This is a genomic window from Micromonospora sp. WMMA1998, from assembly GCF_027497375.1.
GTDB classification, from domain to species: Bacteria; Actinomycetota; Actinomycetes; order Mycobacteriales; family Micromonosporaceae; genus Micromonospora; species Micromonospora sediminicola.
This window is the reverse complement of the sequence record NZ_CP114911.1, coordinates 254,695-278,245: the sequence shown is the minus strand read 5'-3', so window position 1 is coordinate 278,245 and position 23,551 is coordinate 254,695. Positions and strand designations below refer to the sequence as shown.

Below are 23,551 nucleotides of genomic sequence, written 5' to 3'. Positions count from 1 at the left end.
CGCGGGTCCGGGTCAGAACCAGCTCTCCCGCATGTCCAGCGTGGTGCGGTCCAGGCTCTCCAGCAGGTCGAACCGCGCCGCCACCGTCGGCAGCTCCCACCGGTAGAAGTAACGGGCCGCCTGCCGCTTGCCCGCCAGGAACTCCCCCTCGGCGCCGTCCGGGGAGCCAAGCGCCTCCACCGCCAGCGCCTGCTCCAGCCACATCCAGGCGATCACCACGTGCCCGACCGCCTCCAGGTAGACCGAGGCGTTGGCCAACGCCAGCTCCGGGTCGCCGGTGGCCCACAGTCGCCGGGTCACCACCGCGATGCGGTCCACCGCGGCGCCGAGCTGGCCGGCCAGTTCGGCGGCGAACCCCTCGGCCTTCCAGGCCCGGGTGACCGTGCCGCGGATCGTCTCCAGCAGCGCCTCCAGCGCCGCACCGTCGCGCATGGTGACCTTGCGGCCGAGCAGGTCGAGCGCCTGGATGCCGTGGGTGCCCTCGTGGATGGCGTTGAGTCGGTTGTCCCGCCAGTGCTGCTCGACGTCGTAGTCGCGGGTGTAGCCGTACCCGCCGTGCACCTGGATGGCCAGGTCGTTGGCGGCCAGGCACCACTGCGCCGGCCAGCTCTTCGCGATCGGGGTGAGCAGTTCCAGCAGCAGGTGCGCCCGGTCCCGGTCGGCCTCGGCGGGCGCGGTCTTCTCCTCGTCGAGCAGCCGTCCGCAGTAGAGGATCAACGCGAGCGCGCCCTCGACGTAGCTCTTCTGGGCCAGCAGCATCCGGCGTACGTCGGGGTGGGCCACGATCGGCACCTGCGGCGCGGTCGGGTCCTTGTCGGCGACCGGGCGGCCCTGCGGGCGCTGCCGGGCGTACGCGACGGACTTCAGGTGGGCGGTGTACCCGAGCGCGGTGGCGCCGGCCCCGATGCCGATGCGCGCCTCGTTCATCATGTGGAACATCAGCGCCAGCCCCTGGTGCGGCTGTCCCACCAGGTAGCCGACCGCCCCGGCCCGCCCGTACGGCCGGTGCACGCCCTCGCCGAAGTTGAGCAGCGTGTTCGTGGTGCCCCGGTAGCCCAGCTTGTGGTTGAGCCCGACCAGCACCACGTCGTTGCGCGGGCCCGGCCCGTCGCCGTCGCGCAGCACCTTGGGCACGACGAACAGCGACAGGCCCTTCACCCCGGGCGGCCCGCCGGGAATGCGGGCGAGGACCAGGTGGACGATGTTCTCGGCCAGCTCGTGGTCCCCGGCGGAGATCCACATCTTGGTGCCGACGATCCGGTATGTGCCGTCGTCCTGCGGCTCGGCGCGGGTGGTCAGGTCGGCCAGGGAGCTGCCGGCCTGCGGCTCGGACAGGCACATGGTGCCGAAGAACCGGCCCTGGACCATCGGGCGGACCCAGGTGTCGACCTGCTCGGGGCTGCCGTGGGCGAGCAGCAGGTTGGCGTTGCCGAGGGTGAGGAACGGGTACGCCGACGTGCCCACGTTGGCGGCCTGGAACCAGGCGAACGCGGCGGCGGCCACGGCGTGTGGGAGTTGCATCCCGCCGATCGACTCGTCCAGCGTGGCGGCGAGCAGCCCGGTGCCGGCGAACGCGTCCAGCGCGGCCTTGACCTGCGGGATGGTGCGCACGCGCTGGCCGTCGAAGGTGGGTTCGCCGGTGTCGGCGGCCCGGTTGTGCGGGGCGAACCGTTCGGCGGCGACCTGCGCGGCGAGGTCGAGCACCGCGTCGAACGTCTCCCGGGAGTGCTCGGCGTAGCGGGGTCGCTCGGTCAGCCGGGTCACGTCCAGCCAGTCGTGCAGCAGGAACGCGAGGTCGCGGCGGGACAGCAGCAGATCGGACGAGGACACGTGGGCTCCTTCCGGTCAGCCGCGGCGCAACCCGGCGACGGCCTCCCGCAGGTCATCCTGACCGATCGGAGCCGGCGGCGCACCCTCCGCCGCCTCCCGCAGCGCCTTGGCGAGTTGCACCCGGCGCAGCGCCTCGCGCAGGTCCGCGCCGGTCAGCCCGGCGGTGTCGGCGGCCAGGGCGGCCGGGTCGAGGTCGTCGGCGAACATCCGGAAGCCGGGCCGCTCGTGCCGGTCGATCAGCTCGCGGACCATCTTGGTGAGGATCTCCGCGCGGCCGGTCTCGTCCGGCGCCGGGATGGCGATCTTCAGGTCGAAGCGGCCGGAGCGGATCAGCGAGGCGTCGACGCGTTGCGGGAAGTTGGTGGTGGCCACCACGATGACGTCGGGGTTCTCCTCGAACAGCGTGTTCATCTCCTGCTTGAAGATGCCGGCGACGGCGTTGACCGCCTGGCTGGCCGCGTCCCCGCCGGCGCCCGCGTAGCTGATGATCGAGTCGAACTCGTCGAAGAGCATGACCGTGGGCCGGCGGTAGCGGCGGGCGTCGCGGAAGATGCGCTTGATGTTGCGTTCGGAGCCGCCGAGGTACTTGTCCAGGATCTCCGGGGTGCGGATCTCCTCGAAGTCCGCGCCGATCTCGTTCGCGAGGGCCCGGGCCAGCATGGTCTTGCCGGTGCCCGGCGGCCCGTACATCAGGATGCCCTGCGGCCGGCGCGCGCCCCAGCGGGCCATCGCCTGCGGGTGCCGGAACGACACGGCCACCTCGCGGAACCGGGCCACCACCTCGGCCAGGCCGCCGACCTGGTCGAGGGTCACCGTGGTGCTGCGCGGCTCGGCCACCGCGACCGGTCGCCGCCCCACCCGGTACGTCCGTCCGCGCAGCACGGTCGGCTCCACGCTGTCGCCGGCCAGTTCGCGGACGGCCTGGAACAGCAGGCCGAGCACGGCGATCAGCTGCGCCGGACCCACCTCGGCGCTGGGCACGTCGGCGCGGATGCGTACCGTGCCGTTGTCCTGGTCCACCCGGGGCCGCACTCCGGCGGCCTCGGCGGTGTGCAGCACCGCCCGGCCGGCCGGGTCACGCGGCGGGGTGACCAGCGCGGCGCCGGCGGGGCGCAGCCCGAGCCGGCGGCCCGCCTCGGCCGCCGCCCGGCCCACCGCGGCGGCCGGGCCGTCGCCGCCGCGCGCGGCGAGCCGCTCGGCGAGCAGCAGGCCGACCGGCCCGGCCAGCCCGAGGGCGAGCAGGCCGGCCGGCGCGGCCTCCACCCGCAGGTACGCCTCGAAGCGGTGCACCGGCCGCCCGGCGACGGTGTCCACGCGCACGGTGCAGCGGACCTCCCGGACCGGGGCGGGGAAGTCGCCGCCGGCCACCAGGTCCACCGGCCCGTCCTGGGCGGCGGCGAGCAGCCCCGCCGCGTCGACGACGCGTAGCTCGGCGCCGAGCAGCGGCACCACGTCCTCGTCCGGCCGCACCTCGTACCCGGTCATGGGTCCTCTTCCCTAGCGGCGACGTCTCCTGCGAGTCTGGCACCCGCCGGCGCGGGCGGCCACACGTCAGCCGGCCGCCTCGCCGAGCAGGCCGTCGACCAGGTCGCGGGGCAGCCCGTAGGTGTCGTGCAACCAGTGGTAGTCGCGTTCGGTCAGCGGGCCCCGCGCGCGCACCCGGTCGACCAGCGGCCGCCCCCGTCGCAGCAGCCCCCGGAAGCGGCGTTCCTCGTCCGCCAGCGCCTGCCGCAGCGGGTCGGGGTCGACGCGTTGGCGGAACCGGCGCGCGGTGTCCTCGTGCAGGGTCGTGGGCAGCTCGTCCAGGCCGCGCTCCGGGTCGTCGCGCCACAGCACGGTCAGCGCGCGGCGCAGCAGCCGGCGCAGCACGTAGCCCCGGCCGGTGTTGCTCGGCCGGACCCCGTCGCCGAGCACGACCACCGCGCAGCGCAGGTGGTCGGCGACCACCCGCAGGTCCGTGCCGCGCAGGTCCCACCGGTCGCGGACCGTCTCCACCCACGGGCGCAGCCCGTCACCGGTGAACACCGACCGGTCGCCGCGCAGCACCATCTCCAGCCGTTCGAGGCCCATGCCGGTGTCGATGCTGACCAGCGGCAGCGGGGTGAGCCGGCCGTCGGGGTGGCGGTGGTAGCGCATCTGGACGTGGTTCCACACCTCCACCCAGCGCTCGTCGCCGCTCGGGGTGCCGGTGGGCGGCCCGTCGCCGGTCCACACGAAGATCTCCGAGTCCGGTCCACACGGGCCGGTCGGGCCGTTGGACCACCAGTTGTCCTCGCCGAGCGCCTCCACCGGCACGCCGAGCCCGGTCCAGGTGTCCCGCGCGGTCTCGTCCGGACCGACGCCGTCGGTGTCGCTCCCCGCGTGGACGGTCGCGTGCAGCCGGCCCGCCGGAATGCCGTACCCGTCGGTGAGCAGCTCGTAGCCCCAGCGCAGGCTGGTCGCGATGTCGTAGTCGCCGAGCGACCACGAGCCGAGCATCTGGAACACGGTCAGGTGGGTGCGGTCACCGACCTCGTCCAGATCCGTGGTGCGCAGGCACCGCTGCACGTCGACCAGGCGGCGTCCGCCCGGGTGCGGGCGCCCCAGCAGGTACGGCGTGAGCGGGTGCATGCCGGACGTGGTGAACAGCACCGGGTCGCCGGGCGGCGGGACCAGCGAACTCTCCGGCGCGTCCCGATGGCCGTGCCGGTGGTAGTGGTCGTGGAAGATCCGGGTGATCTCGTCGGGTGTCATGGCGGGTGCCTTCCGGGTACGGGCGTCCGGACGGTCCGCGCAACGGTGGCGTGACACGACGACGCCGGCGGACCGTTTCCGGTCGCCGGCGATGAATGGGCAGGTCAGGCGGCGGCGGCCGGCGAGCGGGAAGCTCGCGCGGCGGCGGCGGTGACAGTGCGCCTGCTCTGCATGCCCCCACGCTAACCCGCCCCACCCCCTCCCGCCCACCCCATTCGCGTCAGAGGGTGGTCGCGGGGGTGGGGGTGAGCAGGCGGCGGTAGAGCGCGTCCATGCGCTCTGCCTGCGCCTCCCACGTCCAGCCGCGCAGCGGCGAGTCCGGTCCGTCGTAGGCGGCGCGGTAGCGTCCCGGATCGGCGAGCACCGCCCGGACCGCGCGGGCCAGGTCGGCGGCGTCCCGGGCCCGGAACACCTCGCCCTGGCCGGTGGCCCGGACCGTGTCGGCCATGGTGCGCACGTCGCTGACCACGATCGGCAGCCGCGCGTGCGCGTACTCGAAGAACTTGGTGATCAGCGCGATCTCGTGGTTCGGCCAGTGGTGCAGCGGGATGAGCCCGACATCGGCGGCGGCGAGGAACGCGACGAGCTGCCGGTGCGGCACGTACGGCAGCACGTGCACCCGGTCGGCGACCCCGTGCCGGGCGGCGCGGGCCACGACCCGGCGGACGTACCCGGCGGCGGGGTCGCCGACGACCAGCGCCAGGTGCACGCCGGGCAGCCGGGGCAGCGCCTCGACCACGGTGTCGACGCCCCGCTGCGGCGCCATCGCGCCGCTGTAGACCAGCAGCGGGGTGTCGGCGGCCAGGCCACAGCGGGCCCGCAGGTCGGGCGCGGCCTCGGCGCCTGGCGAAGCGACGACCACGGACCCGACGACCGGCGGCGGCACGACCTCGGCCGTCGCGACCGGGGCGTTGAGCACGACGGTCGGGCGCTCCGGCAGGTCGTGGTCGCGGACCAGCAGGTCGGCGAGGGTGTCGGAGACGGTGACGACGGCGTCGGCGTGGCCGACGTACTCGCGGACGTAGCCGAGATGGGCGGGCAGCCAGCGGGCGTTGTCGCGGCGGGGCCGGGCGCCGGGCAGCCACTCGTGCGCGTCCCAGACGAGCTTGACGTCGCGTCCCTGGGCGCGGGCGCGCTCCACGGCGCGGGCGGCCACGCCGAGCATCCGGAAGTCGTGCGCGTGGATCAGGTCGGGACGCACCGCGTCGAGGACCGGGCCGGCGAGCCGCTCGTACGCCCAGAGTCCGGGCTCCAGCCGGCGCCAGGCCCGGTCGCCGAGCCGCGCCCGCCAGTAGCGGACCTGGGCGTGCTCCACGGGTCGGCGGGCCAGCCGGGCGGCGCGCAGCGGCAGCCCGCCCCGGGTCACCAGACGCCGCCGCAGCCCGGCCACGCCGCCGGGCGACCCGGACGCGCCGGGCAGGGCGGGGCGGGGGGCGTCGAGGGGCAGGACGCGTACCTCGGCGTCGCCGAGCTGCCAGCGGCGCTCGGCGTCGACGTGGGCGCAACCGAGCAGGGTGACGTCCCATCCGGCGTCGGCGGCGGACCGGGCGGCCTTCTGCACCCGCGAGTCGCCCTCGACGGCGTTGTCGACCAGCATCACCACCCGGCGGCCGGCGCGCGGCGTCGCGACGTCGCGGTCCATCGGCGACCACACCCCTTCAGCTCGTCGGCCGGACTGGGCGCGAGTGTACGGGGAGCGCGACGCCGCCAGGACCGCGGTGGAAGCGCCCTGAGCTGCGAAGACACCGAGTGTGCAGGTGCCGGCGGGCGAACGTTCACCCGCCGTGCACGGGTCGGTCAGACGGCGCCGGAGGCGACCAGCGTGCCCGGGGCGGCCGGCTGCCGACGGTCGCGCCGGTTGGGCAGCGACAGCCGGATGACCTTCCACCAGGCGGAGGCGACCTGCTTGGGCAGCGGGCCGGTGGTGTAGCGCAGGCCGTACCGGTCGAACAGCGCCCGCACCTGCGGGGCGATCTCCTGGTAGCGGTTGCTGGGCAGGTCGGGGAAGAGGTGGTGCTCGATCTGGAACGACAGGTTGCCGGTCATGAGGTGCAGCAGGCGGGGGCCGCTGATGTTGGCCGAGCCGAGCATCTGCCGCAGGTACCACTCGCCGCGCGTCTCGCCCTCGATCGAGGTCTTCTCGAACGTCTCCACGCCGTTCGGGAAGTGCCCGCACATGATCACCGAGTGGCTCCACACGTTGCGCAGCAGGTTGGCGGTGAACGTGGCGGCGAGCGTGGACAGGAACGAGGGGCCGGAGAGCAGCGGGTGCACCACGTAGTCCTTCAGCACCTGGCGCCGGATCTTGCGGCCGACCGCCCTGGCCTTGGCCCGGAACGCCGGGTCCTTGAGCCGCTTCTGCTTGAGGTGGTCGCCCAGCTCCATGTCGTACGCGGCGATGCCGTACTCGAAGAAGCACGCGTTGAGCAGGTTCCACACCGGCTGGCCCAGGTGCATCGGGTGCCAGGGCTGGTCCTCGTCGACGCGCATGATGCCGTACCCGAGGTCGTTGTCCTTGCCGACCACGTTGGTGAAGCGGTGGTGCAGCTCGTTGTGCGACTGCTTCCACTGGTCGGCCGGCGAGACGTGGTCCCACTCCCAGGTGGTGGAGTGGATCTTCGGGTCACGCATCCAGTCCCACTGGCCGTGCAGGACGTTGTGCCCGATCTCCATGTTGTCGAGGATCTTGGCGACCGTGAGGCCCGCCGTGCCCACGATCCAGGCCGGCGGGAACAGCGAGAAGAGCAGCACCGCCCGACTGCTGATCTCCAGCGTCCGCTGGGTCTTGATCACCTTGCGGATGTAGCGGGCGTCCCGCTCCCCCCGGTCGGCGAGGACCCGGTCCCGGATCGCGTCCAGTTCCTTGCCGATGATCTCGATGTCCTCGGCGCTCAGGTGGGCGATCGGGTTGTCGGCCTTCTTCTGGATCACGGTCACGTCGGTGGCTCCTTCAGAGATCGATGTCGCAGGTACCGGCAGCCGCCGACACGCAGGTCTGGATGGCGACGCCGTCACCCGGCACGGCCGTGGTGACGTCGCCGTTGCGCAGGTCGCGTACGGCGCCCTGGCGCAACGGCACGACGCAGCCGAAGCAGATCCCCATCCGGCAGCCCGAGGGCATGAGCACCCCCGCGTTCTCCCCCGCGTCGAGCAGGGTGGTGGCGCCGTCGGCCTCGACGGTCACCCCCGCCCCGGTGAAGGTCACCGTGCCGCCCTCGCCCGGCGTGATCACCGTGGGACGGAACCGCTCGGTGTGCAACAGTTCTGCGGCGGCGCGTGCCGCCCAGTGCGTCTCGGCCGCGTCGAGCAGGCCGATCGGGCCACAGGCCCAGGTGTGCCGCTGCGCGTGATCGGGTACGAGGTCGTCCAGCTCGGCCACGTCGAGCAGGCCGGAGGTGTCGGTGTGCCGTTCGACCAGCCGTACCGTACCGCGCTCGGCCAGCGCCCGCAGTTCGGCGCCGAAGATGACGTCGTCACGGGTGGGGGCCGAGTGCACCAGCACCGCGTCGGCCCGGTCCAGGAGCCCGGACCGGAGCATGCCCATGACCGGCGTGATGCCGCTGCCGGCGGTGAGGAACAGGACCCGCTCGGGCACGGCCGTGGGCAGCACGAAGTCGCCCTGGGCCTGGTCGAGCTGGACGATCGTGCCGGGTCGGATCCGGCGGACCAGGTGGTTGCTGACCTTGCCGTCGGGGATGGCCTTCACCGTGACGCTGATCCGGCCGTCGGCCGCGCCCGGCGCCGACGTGACCGAGTACGCGCGCCACTGCCGGACCCCGTCGACGTCCACGCCGAGTCGCACGTACTGCCCGGGCAGGTGGCCCCGCCAGCCACGACCGGGTTGGATCACCAGCGTGGCCGCGTCCCGGGTCTCCGGGCGGACGGCGACGACGCGACCACGCAACGGCGCGCCGGCGCGCAGCGGCGCGACCATGTCGAGGTAGTCGTCCGGGAGCAGCGGCGTGGTGACCGTGCCGGCCAGCCGCAGCAGCCTGTCCCGGAAGGAGACCTTCTGGGGGCGGCGGTGGGCAGTTGTGGTCATATGACCAGCGTGGCTGCCCAATCGCATAACATCTTGACCGGCAAAGGTGAAACGGTCGCAGGTTTTTGTTCGAAGGGAACAAGATGACGCAGGAGGCCGGGACGGGCCAGCGCGCAGCCCATCTCGATCTCGACGCCGGCGTGGCGGCGACGCTGCGCGAACGGCTGCCCATGGTCGCCGAGCGGACGGTCACCGCGATCACCGCCGAGGTCCCGGACTACTCGGGCGCGCTGACCGGGACCATGCGGGAGAAGATCGAGAACGCGGTACGCATCGCGCTCGGCACGTTCCTCCAGCTCATCGAGGGTACCCAGACGGCCGACCCGAGCACGCCCCTGGCCCCCGCGCTGGAGGCCGCCTACGCGCTGGGCAGCGGCGAGGCCCGCTCGGGGCGGAGCATGGACGCGTTGCTGGCCGCGTACCGGGTGGGGGCGCGGGTGGCCTGGCGGGAGGTCTCCACCACCACGGTCCGCAGCGGGTCGGCCGCCGAGACGGTGGCCGAGTTCGCCGAGCTGATGTTCGCCTACATCGACGAGCTGTCGGCGGCCAGCGTGGCCGGGCACGCCGACGAGCTGGCCAGCGCCGGCCGGGTGCGCCGCCGCAGCCTGGAACGGCTCACCCAGCAGCTGCTCGCCGGGGAGCCGGAGGAGTCGCTACGGGCCAGCGCCGAACGGGCCGACTGGCCGCTGCCGCAGACCCTGACCGTGGTGCTGCTGCCCCGCCGGCACCTGCGCGCGGTGCTCGCCCTGCTCAACCCGCACACGCTGGAGAGCGGCGAGGACCTGCCCGGGATGAGTCCGGCCGAGGAGCTGGCGGTGCTGCTGGTGCCGGACGCGCACGGCGGCCGGCGGCGTCAGCTCACCCGACTGCTGCACGGGCACCGGGCGGTGCTCGGCCCGGCCCGGCCGTGGCACCGGGTCGCCGCGTCCTACCAGCGGGCCACCCGGGCGCTCGCGCTCGGCCTCGGCGAGCCGGACGCCGGGCCGGTCGACACCGAACGGCACCTGGCCACCCTGCTGCTCAGCATGGACCCGGAGGCCCTGGCCGACCTGCGCGCGCAGGCCCTCGCCCCGCTGGCCGTCCTGCCGCCGGCCACCGCCCACCGGCTCGCCGAGACGCTGCGGTCGTGGCTGCTGCACCAGGGGCGACGCGACGACGTGGCGGCGGACCTCTTCGTCCACCCGCAGACGGTCCGCTACCGGATGGGCAAGCTCCGGGAACTGTTCGGCGACCGCCTGCACGACCCGGCCACCGTCCTCGACCTCACCATCGCGCTCGCCGTGCCGGCGGAGCAGGGCGGGGCCCCCGCCTGACGGTCCGCCGGGCCCCGGGTCGCCGGGCCCGAACGGCCGGGTCGTCCGGCCCTGTCCCCCACCCGCGCCGGCGGGCAGGGTCGGAAGGGGACGAGCAACGAGGAGGCGCCACCATGAACCGCTCATCGACCGGTGTCGAGCAGACCCCGACGGTACGGGTGCTGGAGGCCGCGGCCCGGCAGTCCCTGCACGCCCCCTCGGTCTTCAACACCCAGCCCTGGCGCTGGCGGGTCACCCCGGACGCGCTGGAGCTGCGCGCCGACCCGGACCGGCAGCTCACCCACACCGACCCGGACGCCCGGCTGCTCACGCTGAGCTGCGGGGCGGCGCTGCACCACGCCCGCGTCTCGCTGACCGCCGCCGGGTGGGCGGTCACCGTGGAACGGATGCCCGACCCGGCCGATCCGGCGCTGCTGGCCCGGCTGCGCGCCACCGGCCCGGCGGACCTGGACGTGCCGGCGGGACGGCTGGTCGACGCGATCCCGCGCCGGCGCACCGACCGCCGCGCGTACGGCGACCGCCCGGTGCCCGAACCGGTCCTGGCCCGCCTCACCGACGCGGTCGAGGCCGAGGGCGCGCACCTGCACGTGGTCCGGCCGGACCAGATGCCGATGCTGGCCGTCTCCACCGGCCGGGCCGCCGACGCCGAGCTGGCCGACCCGGCATACCGGGAGGAGCTGCGCCGCTGGACCAACCGGCCGGCGGACAGCGGCGACGGCGTGCCCGCCGCCACCGCCGTGCGACCCGCGCCGAGGCGGGTGCCGGTGCGCGACTACGCGCCCGGCGGGGCGGCCGGGCTGAGCGCGGGCGCGGACTTCGACCGCGGCGCGGCGTACCTGATCCTGTTCGGTGAGCGCGACGAGCCGGCGGCCTGGCTGCGCGGCGGCGAGGCGTTGTCGGCGCTGCTGCTCACCGCGACCGCCGAAGGGTTGGCCAGCGCGCCACTCAGCGACGCGATCGAGCTGGCCTGGCCCCGCCGGATGATGCGTGACCTGCTCGCCGGAATCGGCGCGCCGTACCTGGTGGTCCGGGTCGGCTGGGGGCCCGACGCCGAGCTGCCGCCGGCGCCGCGCCGCACGCCGGCCGACGTCATCGAGGTGGTCGCGCCGCCGGAGTGACCCTCTCGTCGTCCCCCTCCGCCGGGCGGCGGAAGGCGGTCCAGAGGTTGAAGCCGAGGATCGCGACCGCGAACGTCGCCCAGAGCGCGAGCAACGCCGGGGAGTGACCGTCCCGGACGAACCGGGGCAGGGCCACGGCCAACAGCACCACGCCGAACAGCGCCGAGGCGACGGCCATCACCCGTGCTGCCCGCCGGGCGGGCCGCGGGCCGGGCGGACGCCGCTCGGCGGTGCGCGCGGCGAGGGCCCGGCGCAGGGTGGTCCCGACCATCGTGACCGCCGCCGCCAGCCAGAGGACGGGGAACCACGAGAACGGTTCCGTGACGAGCCGCAGCACACCGTAGCCGGCCAGGACCGCGCCGAGGGTCGCGATGAAGAGGTCCCGCTGCCGTGCGCTTCCGGACATGCGTGGACGTCTACCCGGTCCGGCACCACCGCATGCCCACGTCGACCGGGGCCCGGACGGCCGGAGGGGGCGCTAGTCTCGGCGGGTGTTCGAACCGGATCCGGCCGACGCGTTCGTGGTCTTCGGCGACCAGGACTCCGGCTGTCTGTCCTTCGGCGTGCGGGCGGCGGGCCGGCGCTGGTTCGTCAAGCAGGCCCGGACGCCGCGGGCGTGGGTCTCGCTCACCCGGGCCCTCGGGCTGCACGCCGCCGTCCGGCACCCGGACATCGTCCGGCCGGAGCTGGTGCGCGACGGCACCGACGGGCCCACTCTGATCTACCCGTGGTGCGCCGGCACCGTGCTCAACCACGCCACCGTGCACGGCTCGGACCGCGCCGGCCTGGCCCGCTTCCAGCGCCTGCCGGTCACCGAGGCGCGCGCGGCCCTGGCGGTGATCCTCGACGCCCACCTGGCCGTCAGCGCCGCCGGCTACGTCGCGGTCGACCTGTACGACGGCTGCTTCCTCTACGACTTCGACGGGCACCGGATGCGGCTGATCGACCTGGACGAGTACCGGCCGGGCCCGTTCGTCCTGGACTCCGAGCGGTTGCCCGGGTCCCGCCGCTACCTCTCGCCGGAGGAGACGACCCGGGGCTCGCTGATCGACGAGCGCACCACCGTCCACGCGTTGGGCCGTACGCTGCACCACCTGCTCGACGCGCCGTCGGGCTGGCGGGGCGGCGACCGCGCCGCGGCGGTGGTGGAGCGGGCCACCCGGGCCGACCCGGATGCGCGGTACGCGTCCGTGCCCGACCTGGTCGAGGCCTGGCGGAACGCCTGACCGCTGACCGCCCGACCCCGCTCGTGGGTGGCGTGGTGCCAGGCCAGGACTGCTGATCGTGCTGTTGCCGGCCCTGGGACCGGGACAGCTCTGGCTGCGCTACCGGGAGAACCGGGCGACGCTGCGTGCCTTCGGGGCCGAGCTGCACGCCGAGGCGTCCGCGGTGCTCACGGCGATCGCCGCCGCGCCACCGCCGCCGTTCCGGCTCCGACTGCTGCGGTCGCTGCGGACGCTTCTCGACCTGGACCCGCCGGGGCAGCGCCGTCGTCCGACGTCTGGTCCGCGCTAGCCGCCGGCCAGGACCTCGCGGAGGCGGGCGGCGAACTCCTCCGGCTTGCCGCCGTAGCCGAACCGACCGTCGAGGAAGCCGCCGTGGTGGCTCGGGAACACCGTTGCCTGCTGCCCGAGCAGCGCGGCGGTGCCCGCCGCGGTGCGCGCCGTGTAGGTGCCGGCCGACTCCTCCCCGACCGCGACCACGATGCGGGTGGACGCCGCGCCGAGCCGGCCCGCGTCGGGCCGGTAGTCGGTGACCGCCCAGGAGTTCTGCGACAGCAGCGGATCGTCGCGGGTGCCGTCGTCCTCCGTCGACAGGCCGAACGCGGCCGGGTCGGGCGAAGGCTGCGCGAAGTAGGCGTCGGTGAACTCGCCCTGCCAGGACGTCATCGCGATGAAGTCGGCCATGCCGGCGCCGTTGCCCCCGGCTCGGTACGCCTCGGAGAAGCGGGCGCGGGCCCGCTCGGCCCCTGCCGCGTCGGGGAGCACCGCGTTGATCGGCGGCTCGTGCGCCACCAGCGTGACGACGTCGTCGGGATGGGTGGCGACCAACTCGAGGGCGGTGACCGCGCCGCCGCTGCTGGCGAAGATCTCGACCGGCCCGGCGCCGAGCGCCTCGACCAGCAGGTGCAGGTCGGCGGCTTGCTGCTGCGGGGTGTGGTCGGACCGGCCGTCGGTGCGCACGCTGCGACCCAGCCCGCGCGGGTCGTAGGTGACCACGGTGCGGTCGGCGAAGTGCCCGGCGAGCGCGTCGAAGCCCTCCGCCGTCATCGGCTGGCCGATCATGAGCAGCACCGGGCGGCCGTCGGCCGGCGGCAGCGGCCCACGGACGTCGTAGACCAGGTCGGCGCCGGGCACGGCGAGCGTGTGGATCCCTGTCGTCATGGCGGTGACCCTACGACCCCGGTCCGACATCCGTGGCCGCACCGCGCCGAGCGGGTGGCCCGGCCGCGAAGGCGTGCCGGCGGTACCGGCCGGGGCGGTGCAAACACCCGCCCGAACCGTCGGCCGGCGCATAGCGTGTGGGCAGGGAGGCAGCCTGGGCAGGAGGCGGCCGGAGCCGGAGGGGGACGCCGTGACGGAGCCGGAAGAGGAACAGGAGAAGACGCGCAAGACCGATCAGGTGCTGTTCTCGCCGGACGGCGACCCGCACCACACGCTGGCCGAGGCGCCCCAGCCGGACGAGCACCTCGACGTCACCGCCACGGTCGACGACCGGACCGAGGTCGTCGACGACGAACAGTGACGGTCGGGAGCGGCACCGCCGGCGGGCCTGGGGCGTTCGCCACCCGATCGCGCGAACCAGGTCTTAGCGGTCGAGCCTCTCCGGCTCGGCCGCGCCCGCCCGGGCCGACGGCCTGACGGCGGGAATCGCGCTCAGACCGGCGGGATGCCGGAGCGGCCGATCGCGGACATGTCGCCGCCACCGATCTCGGTGGTGTCGCCGGGCGGGCGCGGCTGGCCGGTGGCCTCGGTCCGGTCCTCGACGCAGGCGTCGCCCCCGCCGTGCATCAGCTCCCCGACGGCGGCCAGCGCCGACCCCTTGTCCGGGCAGGGCCGGCCGGTGGCGAGCACCTGGCCGTCGTCGCCCAGGACGGTGAACCCGACCGTGCCGTCGGGCTCGCTCTCGATGACGAACTTCACCGTGCCTCCCCCTCGGGTCAGCTCACGCCCTGGGACTGCAACCACAGTTCCAGCAGGCCCAGCTGCCACAGCTTGTTGCTGCCGGCGGCGGCCTGGGCCCGGTCCGGCTCGGTGAGCAGCTCGTCGACGTACGCGCGGCGGAACAGGCCGCGCCGGCGCGCCTCGGGCGCGTGCAGGGCCTCGACCACCAACTCTCGCACGGGACCGTCGACGTTGCGCAGCGCAGGGACCGGGAAGTAGCCCTTGGGCCGGTCGATCACCTCGGCCGGCAGCACCTCGCGGGCCACGTCCTTGAGCACCCCCTTGCCGCCCTGGGCCAGCTTGTGCTCGGGTGGACAGGCCGCGGCCAGCGTCACCAGGTCCTGGTCGAGGAACGGGGTACGCACCTCCAGCCCCCAGGCCATGCTCATGCTGTCCACCCGCTTCACCGGGTCGTCCGGGAGCATCAGGTGGGTGTCCAGGCGCAGCACCGCGTCCACCGCGGTCTGCGCGCCGGGCGCGGCCAGCTCCGCGGCGACCAGCTCGCCGCTGGCGTCCCGGTCACAGGCGTACGCCGGGTCGACCACCCGGTTCAGCTCGGCGTGGTCCCGGTCGAAGAACGCGGCGGTGAACTCGGCGGCCGCGTCCGCGCGGGCCGCGTCGGCGAGCCGGTGGTGGTAGCCGTAGCCGGCGAACACCTCGTCGGCGCCCTGCCCGGACTGTGCCACCTTCACGTGCCGGGCGACCTGCTCGGAGAGCAGGTGGAACGCCACCACGTCGTGGCTGCCCATCGGTTCGGTCATGGCCGTCACGGTGGCCCGTACGGCCGGGCCGAGGTCGCCGTCGGCGAGCCGGATGCGGTGGTGGTCGGTGTCGAACGTGCGGGCGACCAGGTCGGAGTAGTGGAACTCGTCGCCGGCCTCGTCGCCCCGGCTGTCGAAGCCGATGCTGAACGTCTGGAGGTGGTGCTGCCCGGCCCCGTCGAGCAACGCGACGATCATGCTGGAGTCGAGCCCGCCGGAGAGGAGCACCCCGACCGGCACGTCGGCGACCAGCCGCCGGCGTACGGCGGTGCGCAGCGCGTCCCCGACCGCGGCCCGCCAGTCGCGGGCGTCCATGCCGTCGTGAGCCGGGTCGCGCCGGTATTCGGGCCGCCAGTAGACGTGCTCGCGGCTGCGGCCGTCGGACTCCACCACCCGGACGGTGGCCGGGGGCAGTTTGCGCACCCCGCGCAGGATCGTGCGCGGCGCCGGCACGATCGAGTGCCAGGACAGGTAGTGGTGCAAAGCGACCCGGTCGATGCCGGTGTCCACGTCGCCGGCGGCGAGCAGCGCCGGCAACGTGGAGGCGAAACGCAGCCGGCCGGGTGACTCGGCGAGGTAGAGCGGCTTGATGCCCAGCCGGTCCCGGGCCAGCACGAGCCGGCGCCGCCGCCGGTCGACGAGGGCGACCGCGAACATCCCGACCAGGTGGTCGACGAACCGCTCACCCCACTGCGCGTACGCGACCAGCACCACCTCGGTGTCGCTGGTCGATCCGAAGGTGTGCCCGGCCGCCCGCAGCTCCTCGCGCAGCTCCGGGTAGTTGTAGACGCAGCCGTTGAAGACCAGGGCCAGCCCGAGGTCCTCCCGGACCATGGGTTGGCCGCCGGCCTCGGACAGGTCGATGACGGTCAGCCGGCGGTGCCCGAGGGTAACCCAACCGTCGCTCCAGAGCCCTTCGCCGTCCGGGCCGCGCGAGCGCATGGCCTCGGTCATCCGGGTCACCGCGGCCCCGTCGGGGGTGGCGCCGTCGAAGCGGGCCTCGCCGCTGATCCCGCACATCTCAGCGGCCGCCGGTCAGTCGCGGAGCACCCACCAGGCACACCTCCCGCCGCGCCGTCCCCCGGGCGGTTCGCCGGGTCCGCCGTCTACCCGGCCTGTGACGGAGGAAACCCGGGATGGGCGGTTGGCGAGCCGGAACGGGCGGACCGTCGTACGGTGGCGGTACGGGCCATGTCCCCGGGCGGTCCGGCCACGGGACGTGGCCATGATCAACAACGCCTGCCAGGAGGACGTGTGTTCGCCAATCCCGAGGAACTCCTGCGTTACCTCAAGAACGAGGACGTGAAGTTCGTCGACGTACGTTTCTGTGACCTGCCCGGCGTGATGCAGCACTTCAACCTGCCGGTCGAGTCCTTCGACGACAGCGTCTTCACCGACGGCCTCGCGTTCGACGGTTCGTCGATCCGCGGCTTCCAGTCGATCCACGAGTCGGACATGCTCCTGCTGCCCGACGTGGCGACCGCGTTCGTCGACCCGTTCCGGGCGCAGAAGACGGTCGCGTTGAACTTCTTCGTGCACGACCCGTTCACCCGGGAGGCCTACTCCCGGGACCCGCGCAACGTCGCCAAGAAGGCCGAGGCCTACCTCGCCGCCAGCGGGATCGCGGACACCGCCTACTTCGGCGCCGAGGCGGAGTTCTACATCTTCGACTCGATCCGCCACGAGACCTCCGCGCACCAGTCGTTCTACTACATCGACTCGATCGAGGGCGCCTGGAACACCGGCCGGATCGAGGAGGGCGGCAACCGCGGCTACAAGACCGCCTACAAGGGCGGCTACTTCCCCGTGCCCCCCGTGGACCACTACGCGGACCTGCGGGACAGCATGGTCCGCCGGATGGTCGACGCCGGTTTCACCGTGGAGCGCTCGCACCACGAGGTCGGCACGGGTGGCCAGTCCGAGATCAACTACAGGTTCTCCACGCTTCTGCACGCGGCCGACCAGCTCCAGCTCTTCAAGTACCTGATCAAGAACGAGGCGTGGGCGCACGGCAAGACGGCCACGTTCATGCCCAAGCCGCTCTTCGGCGACAACGGCTCCGGCATGCACACCCACCAGAGCCTCTGGCTGAACGGTGAGCCGCTGTTCTACGACGAGACCGGCTACGCCGGCCTGTCCGACACCGCCCGCTGGTACATCGGCGGCCTGCTGCACCACGCACCCTCACTGCTGGCCTTCACCAACCCGACCGTCAACTCCTACCGACGCCTCGTGCCCGGCTTCGAAGCCCCGGTCAACCTGGTCTACTCCCAGCGCAACCGCTCCGCCTGCACCCGCATCCCGGTCACCGGCAGCAACCCCAAGGCCAAGCGCGTCGAGTTCCGCGTCCCCGACCCGTCCGCCAACGTCTACCTCGCCTTCTCCGCGATGATGATGGCCGGCCTGGACGGCATCAAGAGCAAGATCGAACCCCCGGCCCCGATCGACAAGGACCTCTACGACCTCCCGCCGGAGGAATGGGGCGACGTCAAGCAGGTCCCCGGCTCCCTGCCGCACGCGCTGGACGCGCTCGCCCAGGACCACGACTACCTGCTCGACGGTGGGGTGTTCACCGACGACCTGATCTCCACCTGGATCGACTGGAAGAACGCCAACGAGGTCGACCCGGTGCGCCTGCGGCCCACGCCGCACGAGTTCGCGCTCTACTTCGACTGCTGACCCGGGCCCGCGCCGCCCCCGCGTGTCGCACGTGGGGGCGGTGCTCCGGGGAAACCGCATCCGGCGGGCACCCGGACTCGTACCGTCGAGGCATGGCCCCGCCGCGCGACGACGCACCGACCGGACCCGCACTCCGGTGGAGCCGTCGATGAGGCGGCGGCCCGCCACCGCCACCTCCGCCCCGGCGATCCCCGCCACCCTCACCCTCGGGGTCGAGGAGGAGTTCCTGCTGCTGGACCCGGAGACCGGGGAGAGCATGCCGGTCGCCGACCGGGTCCGCGACGCGCTGTCCGGGACCGCCCGCGAGCAGGCCCGGCAGGAGTTCCGGCACAGCATGGTGGAGATGGTGACCCCGGTAAGCCCCGACCTGGCACGACTGCGGGACCACCTGGTCGCGCTGCGCCGCGCCGCCGCCCGCGCGGCCGCGGCCGTCGGCGCGCGACTGGTCGCCGTCGGCGCCACCCCGGTCTGCGAGGCCCACCGCACCGTGCCGGACGAGCAGCGCTACCACGACATGTCCCGCCGGTTCGGTCCGGTCGCCCACGACCCGGCGGTCTGCGGCTGCCACGTCCACGTCGGCGTGCCCGACCGGGAACTCGCCGTGCAGGTCTGCAACCACCTGCGGCCGTGGCTGCCGGTGGTGCAGGCGCTCACCACGAACTCCCCGCTGCACGACGGGCGCGACACCGGGCACGCGAGCTGGCGGTCGATGCAGCTGGAACGCTGGCCGAGCATCGGGCCCACGCCGCACTTCGACTCCGCCGCCGACTACGACGCCACCGTGCAGGACCTGATCACCGCCGGAATCATGCTCGACGCCGCGATGGTCTACTGGTACGCCCGGCCGTCCGCCTCCTACCCGACGGTGGAGGTCCGCGTCGGCGACGTCTGCCCGACGGTCGACGACACCGTCCTGGTCGCCGGGCTGGTCCGGGCCCTGGTCGCCACGATGATCGACGAGGTGGGCGCCGGCGTGCCGGCCCCCCGCATCCGCGACTGCCTGGTCGCCGCCGCGCACTGGCGGGCCGCCCACGACGGCGTCGACGGTGAGCTGGTCGACCTGCGCACCGGCCGACCCCGGCCGGCCTGGGACCTCGTCGACGACCTGCTCGTCCTGGTCGCGCCCGCGCTCACCCGGCACGGGGACCGGGACCTGATCCTGCGCGAGGTGGACCGGGTCCGTCGCGACGGCACCGGGGCCACCCGGCAACGACGGATCATGGCCGACACCGGCGGGAACGTCCGGGTGGTGCTCGACCACCTGGCCGCGCAGACCACCGCGGACTGACCGGCGGTGGCCCGCACCGCGTCGTCAGCGCAGGCCGGCGAAGAGGTCGTCCTCCGGCGTGGACGCGCCGGTGCGGTCACGGACCCGGACGAACGTCTCCATCCCCATCAGCTCGGTGAACCGCTCCTGCCCCAGGCGCAGGAAGAAGATGTTCTCCGCCTGGCTGGCGTGCGCGGCCAACGAGGCGAACTTCTGCCCGCCGTGGGCGCGGGTGTCCACCCAGGTGGTGATCTCCTCGTCCGGCAGACCCAGCGGCGGCATCTCGTCGGCGGCGTCCGGCTCGGGGAACTCGACCCCGATCTCCTGCATCACCTTGCCGAACTCCCGGAACGCGCTGCGCGGCACGGTGGTCCAGTAGACCTTCGCCGGGATGTCGGTCCGTTCGACCGCGGCCATCGTGATCCGGTGGGCCTGGATGTGGTCGGGGTGACCGTAGAAGCCGTTCTCGTCGTAGGTGACCACGACGTCGGGGCGGTAGCGCCGGATCAGCTCGGCCAGCCGGTCGGCCGCCTCGTCCACCGGCGTGTTCCAGAACGCGCCGGGCGCGGAGTTGGTCGCCCAGCCCATCATCCCCGAGTCGGCGTAGTCGAGCGTCTCCAGGTGGGTCACCTTCAACGCCTCGCAACTGGCCGCCAGCTCGGCGCGGCGCATCGCCACCACGGACTGCGGGTCGTGTCCGTCCTCGCCCGGCTTGACGCCGTCGGGGCCGTCGCCGCACCGCCCGTCGGTGCACGTCACGAGCACCGTCGTGACGCCCTCCGCCGCGTAGCGGGCGAGGACGCCGCCGGTGCTGGTCGCCTCGTCGTCGGGGTGCGCGTGCACCGCCATCAGGGTCAAAGATCGCTCTGCCACCCCGTCACCATACGAGCAGGAACCGACGAACTAGCATTGCCCGGTCCGCAGACGGCGACGGAAGCGAGGCGCGATGGGTTGGCTCCGGCGGTTGCTCGGTGGCGATCGGGTCGACCTGGACCCCGGGCGTCAGCAGGCGCTGCTGCGGGACGTCCGGCACTCCTACGGCGCGCACGCGCCGGTCCGGTTCCCCGACCAGGTCGACGCGATCACCCGGTTGCTGTCCGACGACGACGGTCTGGTGGTGGCCGCCGGGATCGTGTGCGAGGCCGCCGAGGAGGCCCACGCCGACCTCCAGTTCCAGGCGCAGGAGGTGTTCCGGCGCACCGGCCGGCGGCTGCTGGTGCACAGACGCAACTACCGGCCCCTGTGGAAGGAGGCCGGTCCGGCGCTGCGCTGGCCGCTGGGCGCCCTGCCGAGCGGATTGCACCCGTACGCGCAGGTGACGGCCGCCGTCGAGGTGGTCGGGGCCCGGGCGGACCGCCTCGACCGGGTGACCGACCCGCAGCCGTTCGTGGTGCGCCTGTTCGAGGTGCTCGACCTCACCACGGCCGGGTGGGAGTTCGGCCGGGTGCGGGTGGACATCGACAGCGTCGCCCTGGTGGAACGGCTGACGGGCACCGCCGCGCGGGTCCTCGCCGCGATGGACGACCCGCCCCGGCTGCCGCCGGCGGTGCGGGAGATGATGCGCCGCAACCACACCGTCGACGTCTACGACCCGGCCGGGCCGCACGTCGTGGGCCGGATCAACCCGGGCGCGCGACTGCGCGAGACGCTGCTGGCCTGATCCGGGCACCCACCCGCCGTCCGATCCCCACGAAGGACACCCGCATGAGCCGCCGTCCGCCGGAGGGGGACGCGCCGGCCGCCGCGGTCGGCGCGTCCCGCGTCGGTCAGGTGGTGGTGACGGTGAGGGACGTCGGCGGGTCGTTGGCCCCGTTCACCGACCCGATGAAGCCGAAGGTGGTGGACGCGCCGGCCGCCAGCGCGCCGTTGTAGTCGACGTTGCGCACCGTCACGTTCGCGCCGCTCTGGCTGTGCGTGCCGCCCCAGATCTGGTTGACGACCTGGCCGTTCCGGAACGTCCAGGAGACCGTCCAGCCGCGGATCGCGGTCGCGCCGGCGGTGACGGTGACCTCGCCCTGGAAGCCACCCGACCACGAGCCGGTCACCGCGTACGTCGCCCGGGCGCCCGAGGGCGCCGGCGAGCTGGTGGTCGGCGTCGGCGTCGGCGGCGTACCCGGCGTGGGGGTGAGGGTGGGCGACGGCGTCACGCCGGGACGGGTCGCGCGATAGGTGTGGCCGGCGCGGACGGTGAGCTGGACGACGTCCGTCTCCGGCCGGGTGGTGGCCGGCGAGCTGCCGTCGGCGGCGTCGACGAGCACGAAGCTGCCGGTGAACAGCCGGGACCGCAGTCGCAGCGTCCCGTCCCGGTCGGCGCGGACGCCGATCTCGTTGGCCTGGCCGTTGCTCCAGGCGAGCCCGACGGTGTAGCCGCCCCGGCCGCGCAGGCCGGTCACCCGCCCGGTGGGCCAGGCGCTCGGCAGCGCGGGCAACAGGTGCAGCTCGCCGGTGTGGCTGTGCAGCAGCATCTCGGCGATGCCGGAGGTGGCGCCGAAGTTGCCGTCGATCTGGAACGGCGGGTGCAGGTCGAACATGTTCGGCGCCAGCCGGTCGGTGCGGACCAGGTCGCGCAGGAGCTTGTGGGCGCGGGCGCCGTCCTCCAGCCGCGCCCAAAAGTTGATCTTCCAGGCGAGGGACCAGCCCGTGCCGTCGTCACCCCGCAGTTCCAGGGTCTTGCGGGCGGCCTCGTACAGCGCCGGGGTGCCCCGCCGGGTGATCTGGTTGCCGGGGTGCAGGCCGTACAGGTGGGACACGTGCCGGTGGGTCCGCTCGGTCTCGACCCAGTCGGCCAGCCACTCCTGGACGTTGCCGCGGGAGCCGACGCGGCTCGGCGGCAGCCGGTCCCGGGCGGTCCGCACCTGGGACCGGAAGGTGGTGTCGACGCCGAGGACCTCACCGGCCCGGGCCGCGGCGTCGAACAGGTCGCGCAGGATCTGGTTGTCCATCGTGGGTCCCGCGCAGACGCTGGCGTTCGCGTGGTGCGACAGCTCCGGGGAGTTCGACGGGTTCGTCACCAGGTAGCCGAGCGTCGGATGGGCGACCAGGGTGTCGAGGAAGAACTGGGCGGCGCCCTTCAGGGCCGGATAGTGGGCCGAAAGGAAGCCGAGGTCGCCGGTGAACAGGTAGTGGTCCCAGATGAGGGTGCTCAGCCAGGCGCCGCCGGTCTGCCACATGCCCCACAGCGCGCCGTCGACGACGGAGGCGCCCCGCCAGGCGTCGGTGTTGTGGTGGGTGACCCAGCCGCCGGCCCCGTACTGCGCCTGCGCGACCCGAGCCCCGGTGACCGCCAGGTCCCTGACCATGTCGAAGACGGGCAGGAAGCACTCGGACAGGTTCGTGGTGTCGGCCGGCCAGTAGTTCATCGGCAGGTTGGCGTTGATCGTGTATTTCGAGTCCCAGGCCGGTGCCAGCGAGTCGTTCCAGATGCCCTGGAGGTTGGCCGGCTGGGTGCCCGGACGGGAGCAGGAGATCAGCAGATAGCGTCCGTACTGGAACAGCAGCGCGGCGAACTGCGGATCGTCGCTGGTCGCGTGCTGGGCGATCCGGACGTCGGTCGGTTGGTCGGCGGCGGCGGTGCGTCCCAGGTCGATGCTGACGCGGCCGAACAGCGCCTGGTAGTCGGCGAGGTGGCGGCTGCGCAACTGGTCGACGGCGACGGTCCGGGCGGCGGCGAGCCGGTTGCGGGCGATGCCCTGGTGGTCCCCGTTGACGGTGCGGTAGTCGACGTAGCTGGAGGCGATCGAGATCAGCATGGTCACGCTGGTGGCGCCGGAGACCCGTAGCGTGCCGCCGGAGCTGCTGACCGTGCCACCGGTCGCGGCGGCGTGGGCCAGGGCGAGGAAACGCACCGAGCCGGTGACGCCCTCCATGGAACCGGAGACGCCGTCGAGCCCGATGGTCGCGCCGTCCGGGCTCGACACGGTGGTCCGCTGCGGACTGTCGAAGGTGGCGGAGAACGTGATCGCGTCGGCCCGGTCGGCGGTCAGCCGGACCACGATCACCTGGTCGGCCGCGCTGGCGAAGACCTCCCGCTGGTGCCGTACGCCGCCCCGCAGGTAGGTGGTGGTCACCGTGGCGGTGGTGAGGTCGAGGGTCCGCCGGTACTGGGTCGTCCCGTCGGCCGAGCCGAAGGCGAGCCGGAGGTTGCCCACGGTCTGGTAGGCGAGCTGGCCGCCCGGGCTGCCCATCATGGTCTGGTTGATCAGGTCCTGCGCCGAGGTCCACTGGTCGGCGAAGACCCGCCGCCGGATCTCGGCCAGGTTGGCCGCGCCCCGGGTGTTTGCCGAGTCGTAGGGGCCGCCGGCCCAGACGGTGTCCTCGTTGAGCTGCAGCCGTTCGGTGTCGATGTTGCCGAACACCATCGCACCGAGACGCCCGTTGCCGATCGGCAGCGCGCGGAGCCAGTCGGTGCCGGCCGGCTCGTCGTACCAGAGCGCCAGGTCGTCGGCGGCCAGCGCCTCCGGTGGCGCGGCCGAGCCGGCGCGGGCGGCGGCGGTCCAGGCCGCCGGCAGCAGCGCGGCGCCGCTCCCGGCCGCCGCGGCCTTGATGACGTTCCTTCGGGTCACTTCGGACATGGTCTCTCCAGGTCACGCGGATCAGAGACGGTTGGGGTCGCTGTTAGCGTTAACAGGCGCTGCCCACGCGCCC

20 protein-coding genes are annotated in these 23,551 nt (G+C 73.8%); 8 read left to right on the top strand and 12 right to left on the bottom strand.

Going from position 1 to position 23,551, the window contains the following annotated elements; translation table 11 throughout:
* Positions 1-12: 12 nt before the first annotated feature.
* The 6 genes from O7600_RS01285 to O7600_RS01260 form a co-directional block, all read right to left on the bottom strand.
* The gene (locus tag O7600_RS01285) at positions 13-1,830 is read right to left on the bottom strand and encodes an acyl-CoA dehydrogenase (protein ID WP_281591879.1); all 1,818 of its coding nucleotides are present in this window, start codon (positions 1,828-1,830) and stop codon (positions 13-15) included.
* A 15-nt stretch (positions 1,831-1,845) separates the two neighbouring features.
* Complete coding sequence (locus tag O7600_RS01280) at positions 1,846-3,315, bottom strand: ATP-binding protein (RefSeq protein ID WP_281591878.1); 1,470 nt, start codon at positions 3,313-3,315, stop codon at positions 1,846-1,848.
* A gap of 66 nt (positions 3,316-3,381) precedes the next feature.
* The gene (locus O7600_RS01275) at positions 3,382-4,563 is read right to left on the bottom strand and encodes an alanine--tRNA ligase-related protein (protein WP_281591877.1); all 1,182 of its coding nucleotides are present in this window, start codon (positions 4,561-4,563) and stop codon (positions 3,382-3,384) included.
* Positions 4,564-4,783: 220 nt separating this feature from the next.
* On the bottom strand, positions 4,784-6,205 hold the full coding sequence (locus O7600_RS01270; protein WP_281591876.1) for a glycosyltransferase family 4 protein: 1,422 nt from the start codon (positions 6,203-6,205) through the stop codon (positions 4,784-4,786).
* Positions 6,206-6,360: 155 nt separating this feature from the next.
* A complete protein-coding gene (locus O7600_RS01265; RefSeq protein ID WP_281591875.1) occupies positions 6,361-7,500 on the bottom strand; it encodes an acyl-CoA desaturase in 1,140 nt (379 codons plus the stop codon).
* A 13-nt stretch (positions 7,501-7,513) separates the two neighbouring features.
* Complete coding sequence (locus O7600_RS01260) at positions 7,514-8,605, bottom strand: ferredoxin reductase (RefSeq protein ID WP_281591874.1); 1,092 nt, start codon at positions 8,603-8,605, stop codon at positions 7,514-7,516.
* A gap of 83 nt (positions 8,606-8,688) precedes the next feature.
* Here O7600_RS01260 and O7600_RS01255 point away from each other — a divergent pair, with 83 nt between their 5' ends.
* Both O7600_RS01255 and O7600_RS01250 read left to right on the top strand, forming a co-directional pair.
* Positions 8,689-9,918: a helix-turn-helix domain-containing protein gene (locus O7600_RS01255; protein WP_281591873.1), complete on the top strand. Its 1,230-nt coding sequence runs from the start codon at positions 8,689-8,691 to the stop codon at positions 9,916-9,918.
* Positions 9,919-10,031: 113 nt separating this feature from the next.
* Positions 10,032-11,036, top strand: a complete 1,005-nt coding sequence (locus O7600_RS01250) for a nitroreductase family protein (protein ID WP_281591872.1) — start codon at positions 10,032-10,034, stop codon at positions 11,034-11,036.
* Here O7600_RS01250 and O7600_RS01245 read toward each other — a convergent pair.
* Positions 11,008-11,442 (bottom strand): hypothetical protein, encoded by a 435-nt coding sequence (locus tag O7600_RS01245; protein ID WP_281591871.1) that lies wholly within the window; start codon positions 11,440-11,442, stop codon positions 11,008-11,010. The two genes, O7600_RS01250 and O7600_RS01245, sit on opposite strands and share 29 nt — an antisense overlap.
* An 85-nt stretch (positions 11,443-11,527) precedes the next feature.
* Here O7600_RS01245 and O7600_RS01240 point away from each other — a divergent pair, with 85 nt between their 5' ends.
* Entirely contained in the window at positions 11,528-12,262 is a 735-nt protein-coding gene (locus O7600_RS01240; RefSeq protein ID WP_281591870.1) for a serine/threonine protein kinase, read from the top strand.
* A 58-nt stretch (positions 12,263-12,320) separates the two neighbouring features.
* On the top strand, positions 12,321-12,551 hold the full coding sequence (locus O7600_RS01235) for a hypothetical protein (protein WP_281591869.1): 231 nt from the start codon (positions 12,321-12,323) through the stop codon (positions 12,549-12,551).
* Here O7600_RS01235 and O7600_RS01230 read toward each other — a convergent pair.
* Positions 12,548-13,420, bottom strand: a complete 873-nt coding sequence (locus O7600_RS01230; protein WP_281591868.1) for an alpha/beta hydrolase — start codon at positions 13,418-13,420, stop codon at positions 12,548-12,550. The genes O7600_RS01235 and O7600_RS01230 overlap by 4 nt on opposite strands.
* Before the next feature lie 190 nt (positions 13,421-13,610).
* Here O7600_RS01230 and O7600_RS01225 point away from each other — a divergent pair, with 190 nt between their 5' ends.
* Positions 13,611-13,781: a hypothetical protein gene (locus O7600_RS01225; protein ID WP_174529122.1), complete on the top strand. Its 171-nt coding sequence runs from the start codon at positions 13,611-13,613 to the stop codon at positions 13,779-13,781.
* 131 nt (positions 13,782-13,912) lie between these two features.
* Here O7600_RS01225 and O7600_RS01220 read toward each other — a convergent pair whose 3' ends face one another.
* Both O7600_RS01220 and O7600_RS01215 read right to left on the bottom strand, forming a co-directional pair.
* The gene (locus tag O7600_RS01220; RefSeq protein WP_281591867.1) at positions 13,913-14,179 is read right to left on the bottom strand and encodes a hypothetical protein; all 267 of its coding nucleotides are present in this window, start codon (positions 14,177-14,179) and stop codon (positions 13,913-13,915) included.
* 17 nt (positions 14,180-14,196) lie between these two features.
* Positions 14,197-15,981, bottom strand: coding sequence for an N-acetylglutaminylglutamine amidotransferase (locus O7600_RS01215; protein WP_281591866.1), 1,785 nt, complete (start codon positions 15,979-15,981; stop codon positions 14,197-14,199).
* 234 nt (positions 15,982-16,215) lie between these two features.
* Here O7600_RS01215 and glnA point away from each other — a divergent pair, with 234 nt between their 5' ends.
* Both glnA and O7600_RS01205 read left to right on the top strand, forming a co-directional pair.
* A complete protein-coding gene (gene glnA / locus O7600_RS01210; RefSeq protein ID WP_281591865.1) occupies positions 16,216-17,640 on the top strand; it encodes a type I glutamate--ammonia ligase in 1,425 nt (474 codons plus the stop codon).
* A 148-nt stretch (positions 17,641-17,788) separates the two neighbouring features.
* Complete coding sequence (locus O7600_RS01205) at positions 17,789-18,928, top strand: glutamate--cysteine ligase (RefSeq protein WP_281591864.1); 1,140 nt, start codon at positions 17,789-17,791, stop codon at positions 18,926-18,928.
* A gap of 24 nt (positions 18,929-18,952) precedes the next feature.
* On the opposite strand, the gene O7600_RS01200 is transcribed toward O7600_RS01205, so the two are convergent.
* On the bottom strand, positions 18,953-19,780 hold the full coding sequence (locus O7600_RS01200; protein WP_281591863.1) for a PIG-L family deacetylase: 828 nt from the start codon (positions 19,778-19,780) through the stop codon (positions 18,953-18,955).
* Positions 19,781-19,853: 73 nt separating this feature from the next.
* On the opposite strand from O7600_RS01200, the gene O7600_RS01195 reads away from it, so the two are divergent.
* Positions 19,854-20,567: a hypothetical protein gene (locus tag O7600_RS01195; RefSeq protein ID WP_281591862.1), complete on the top strand. Its 714-nt coding sequence runs from the start codon at positions 19,854-19,856 to the stop codon at positions 20,565-20,567.
* Positions 20,568-20,673: 106 nt separating this feature from the next.
* On the opposite strand, the gene O7600_RS01190 is transcribed toward O7600_RS01195, so the two are convergent.
* The gene (locus O7600_RS01190; protein WP_281591861.1) at positions 20,674-23,478 is read right to left on the bottom strand and encodes a glycoside hydrolase N-terminal domain-containing protein; all 2,805 of its coding nucleotides are present in this window, start codon (positions 23,476-23,478) and stop codon (positions 20,674-20,676) included.
* Positions 23,479-23,551 lie beyond the last annotated feature (73 nt).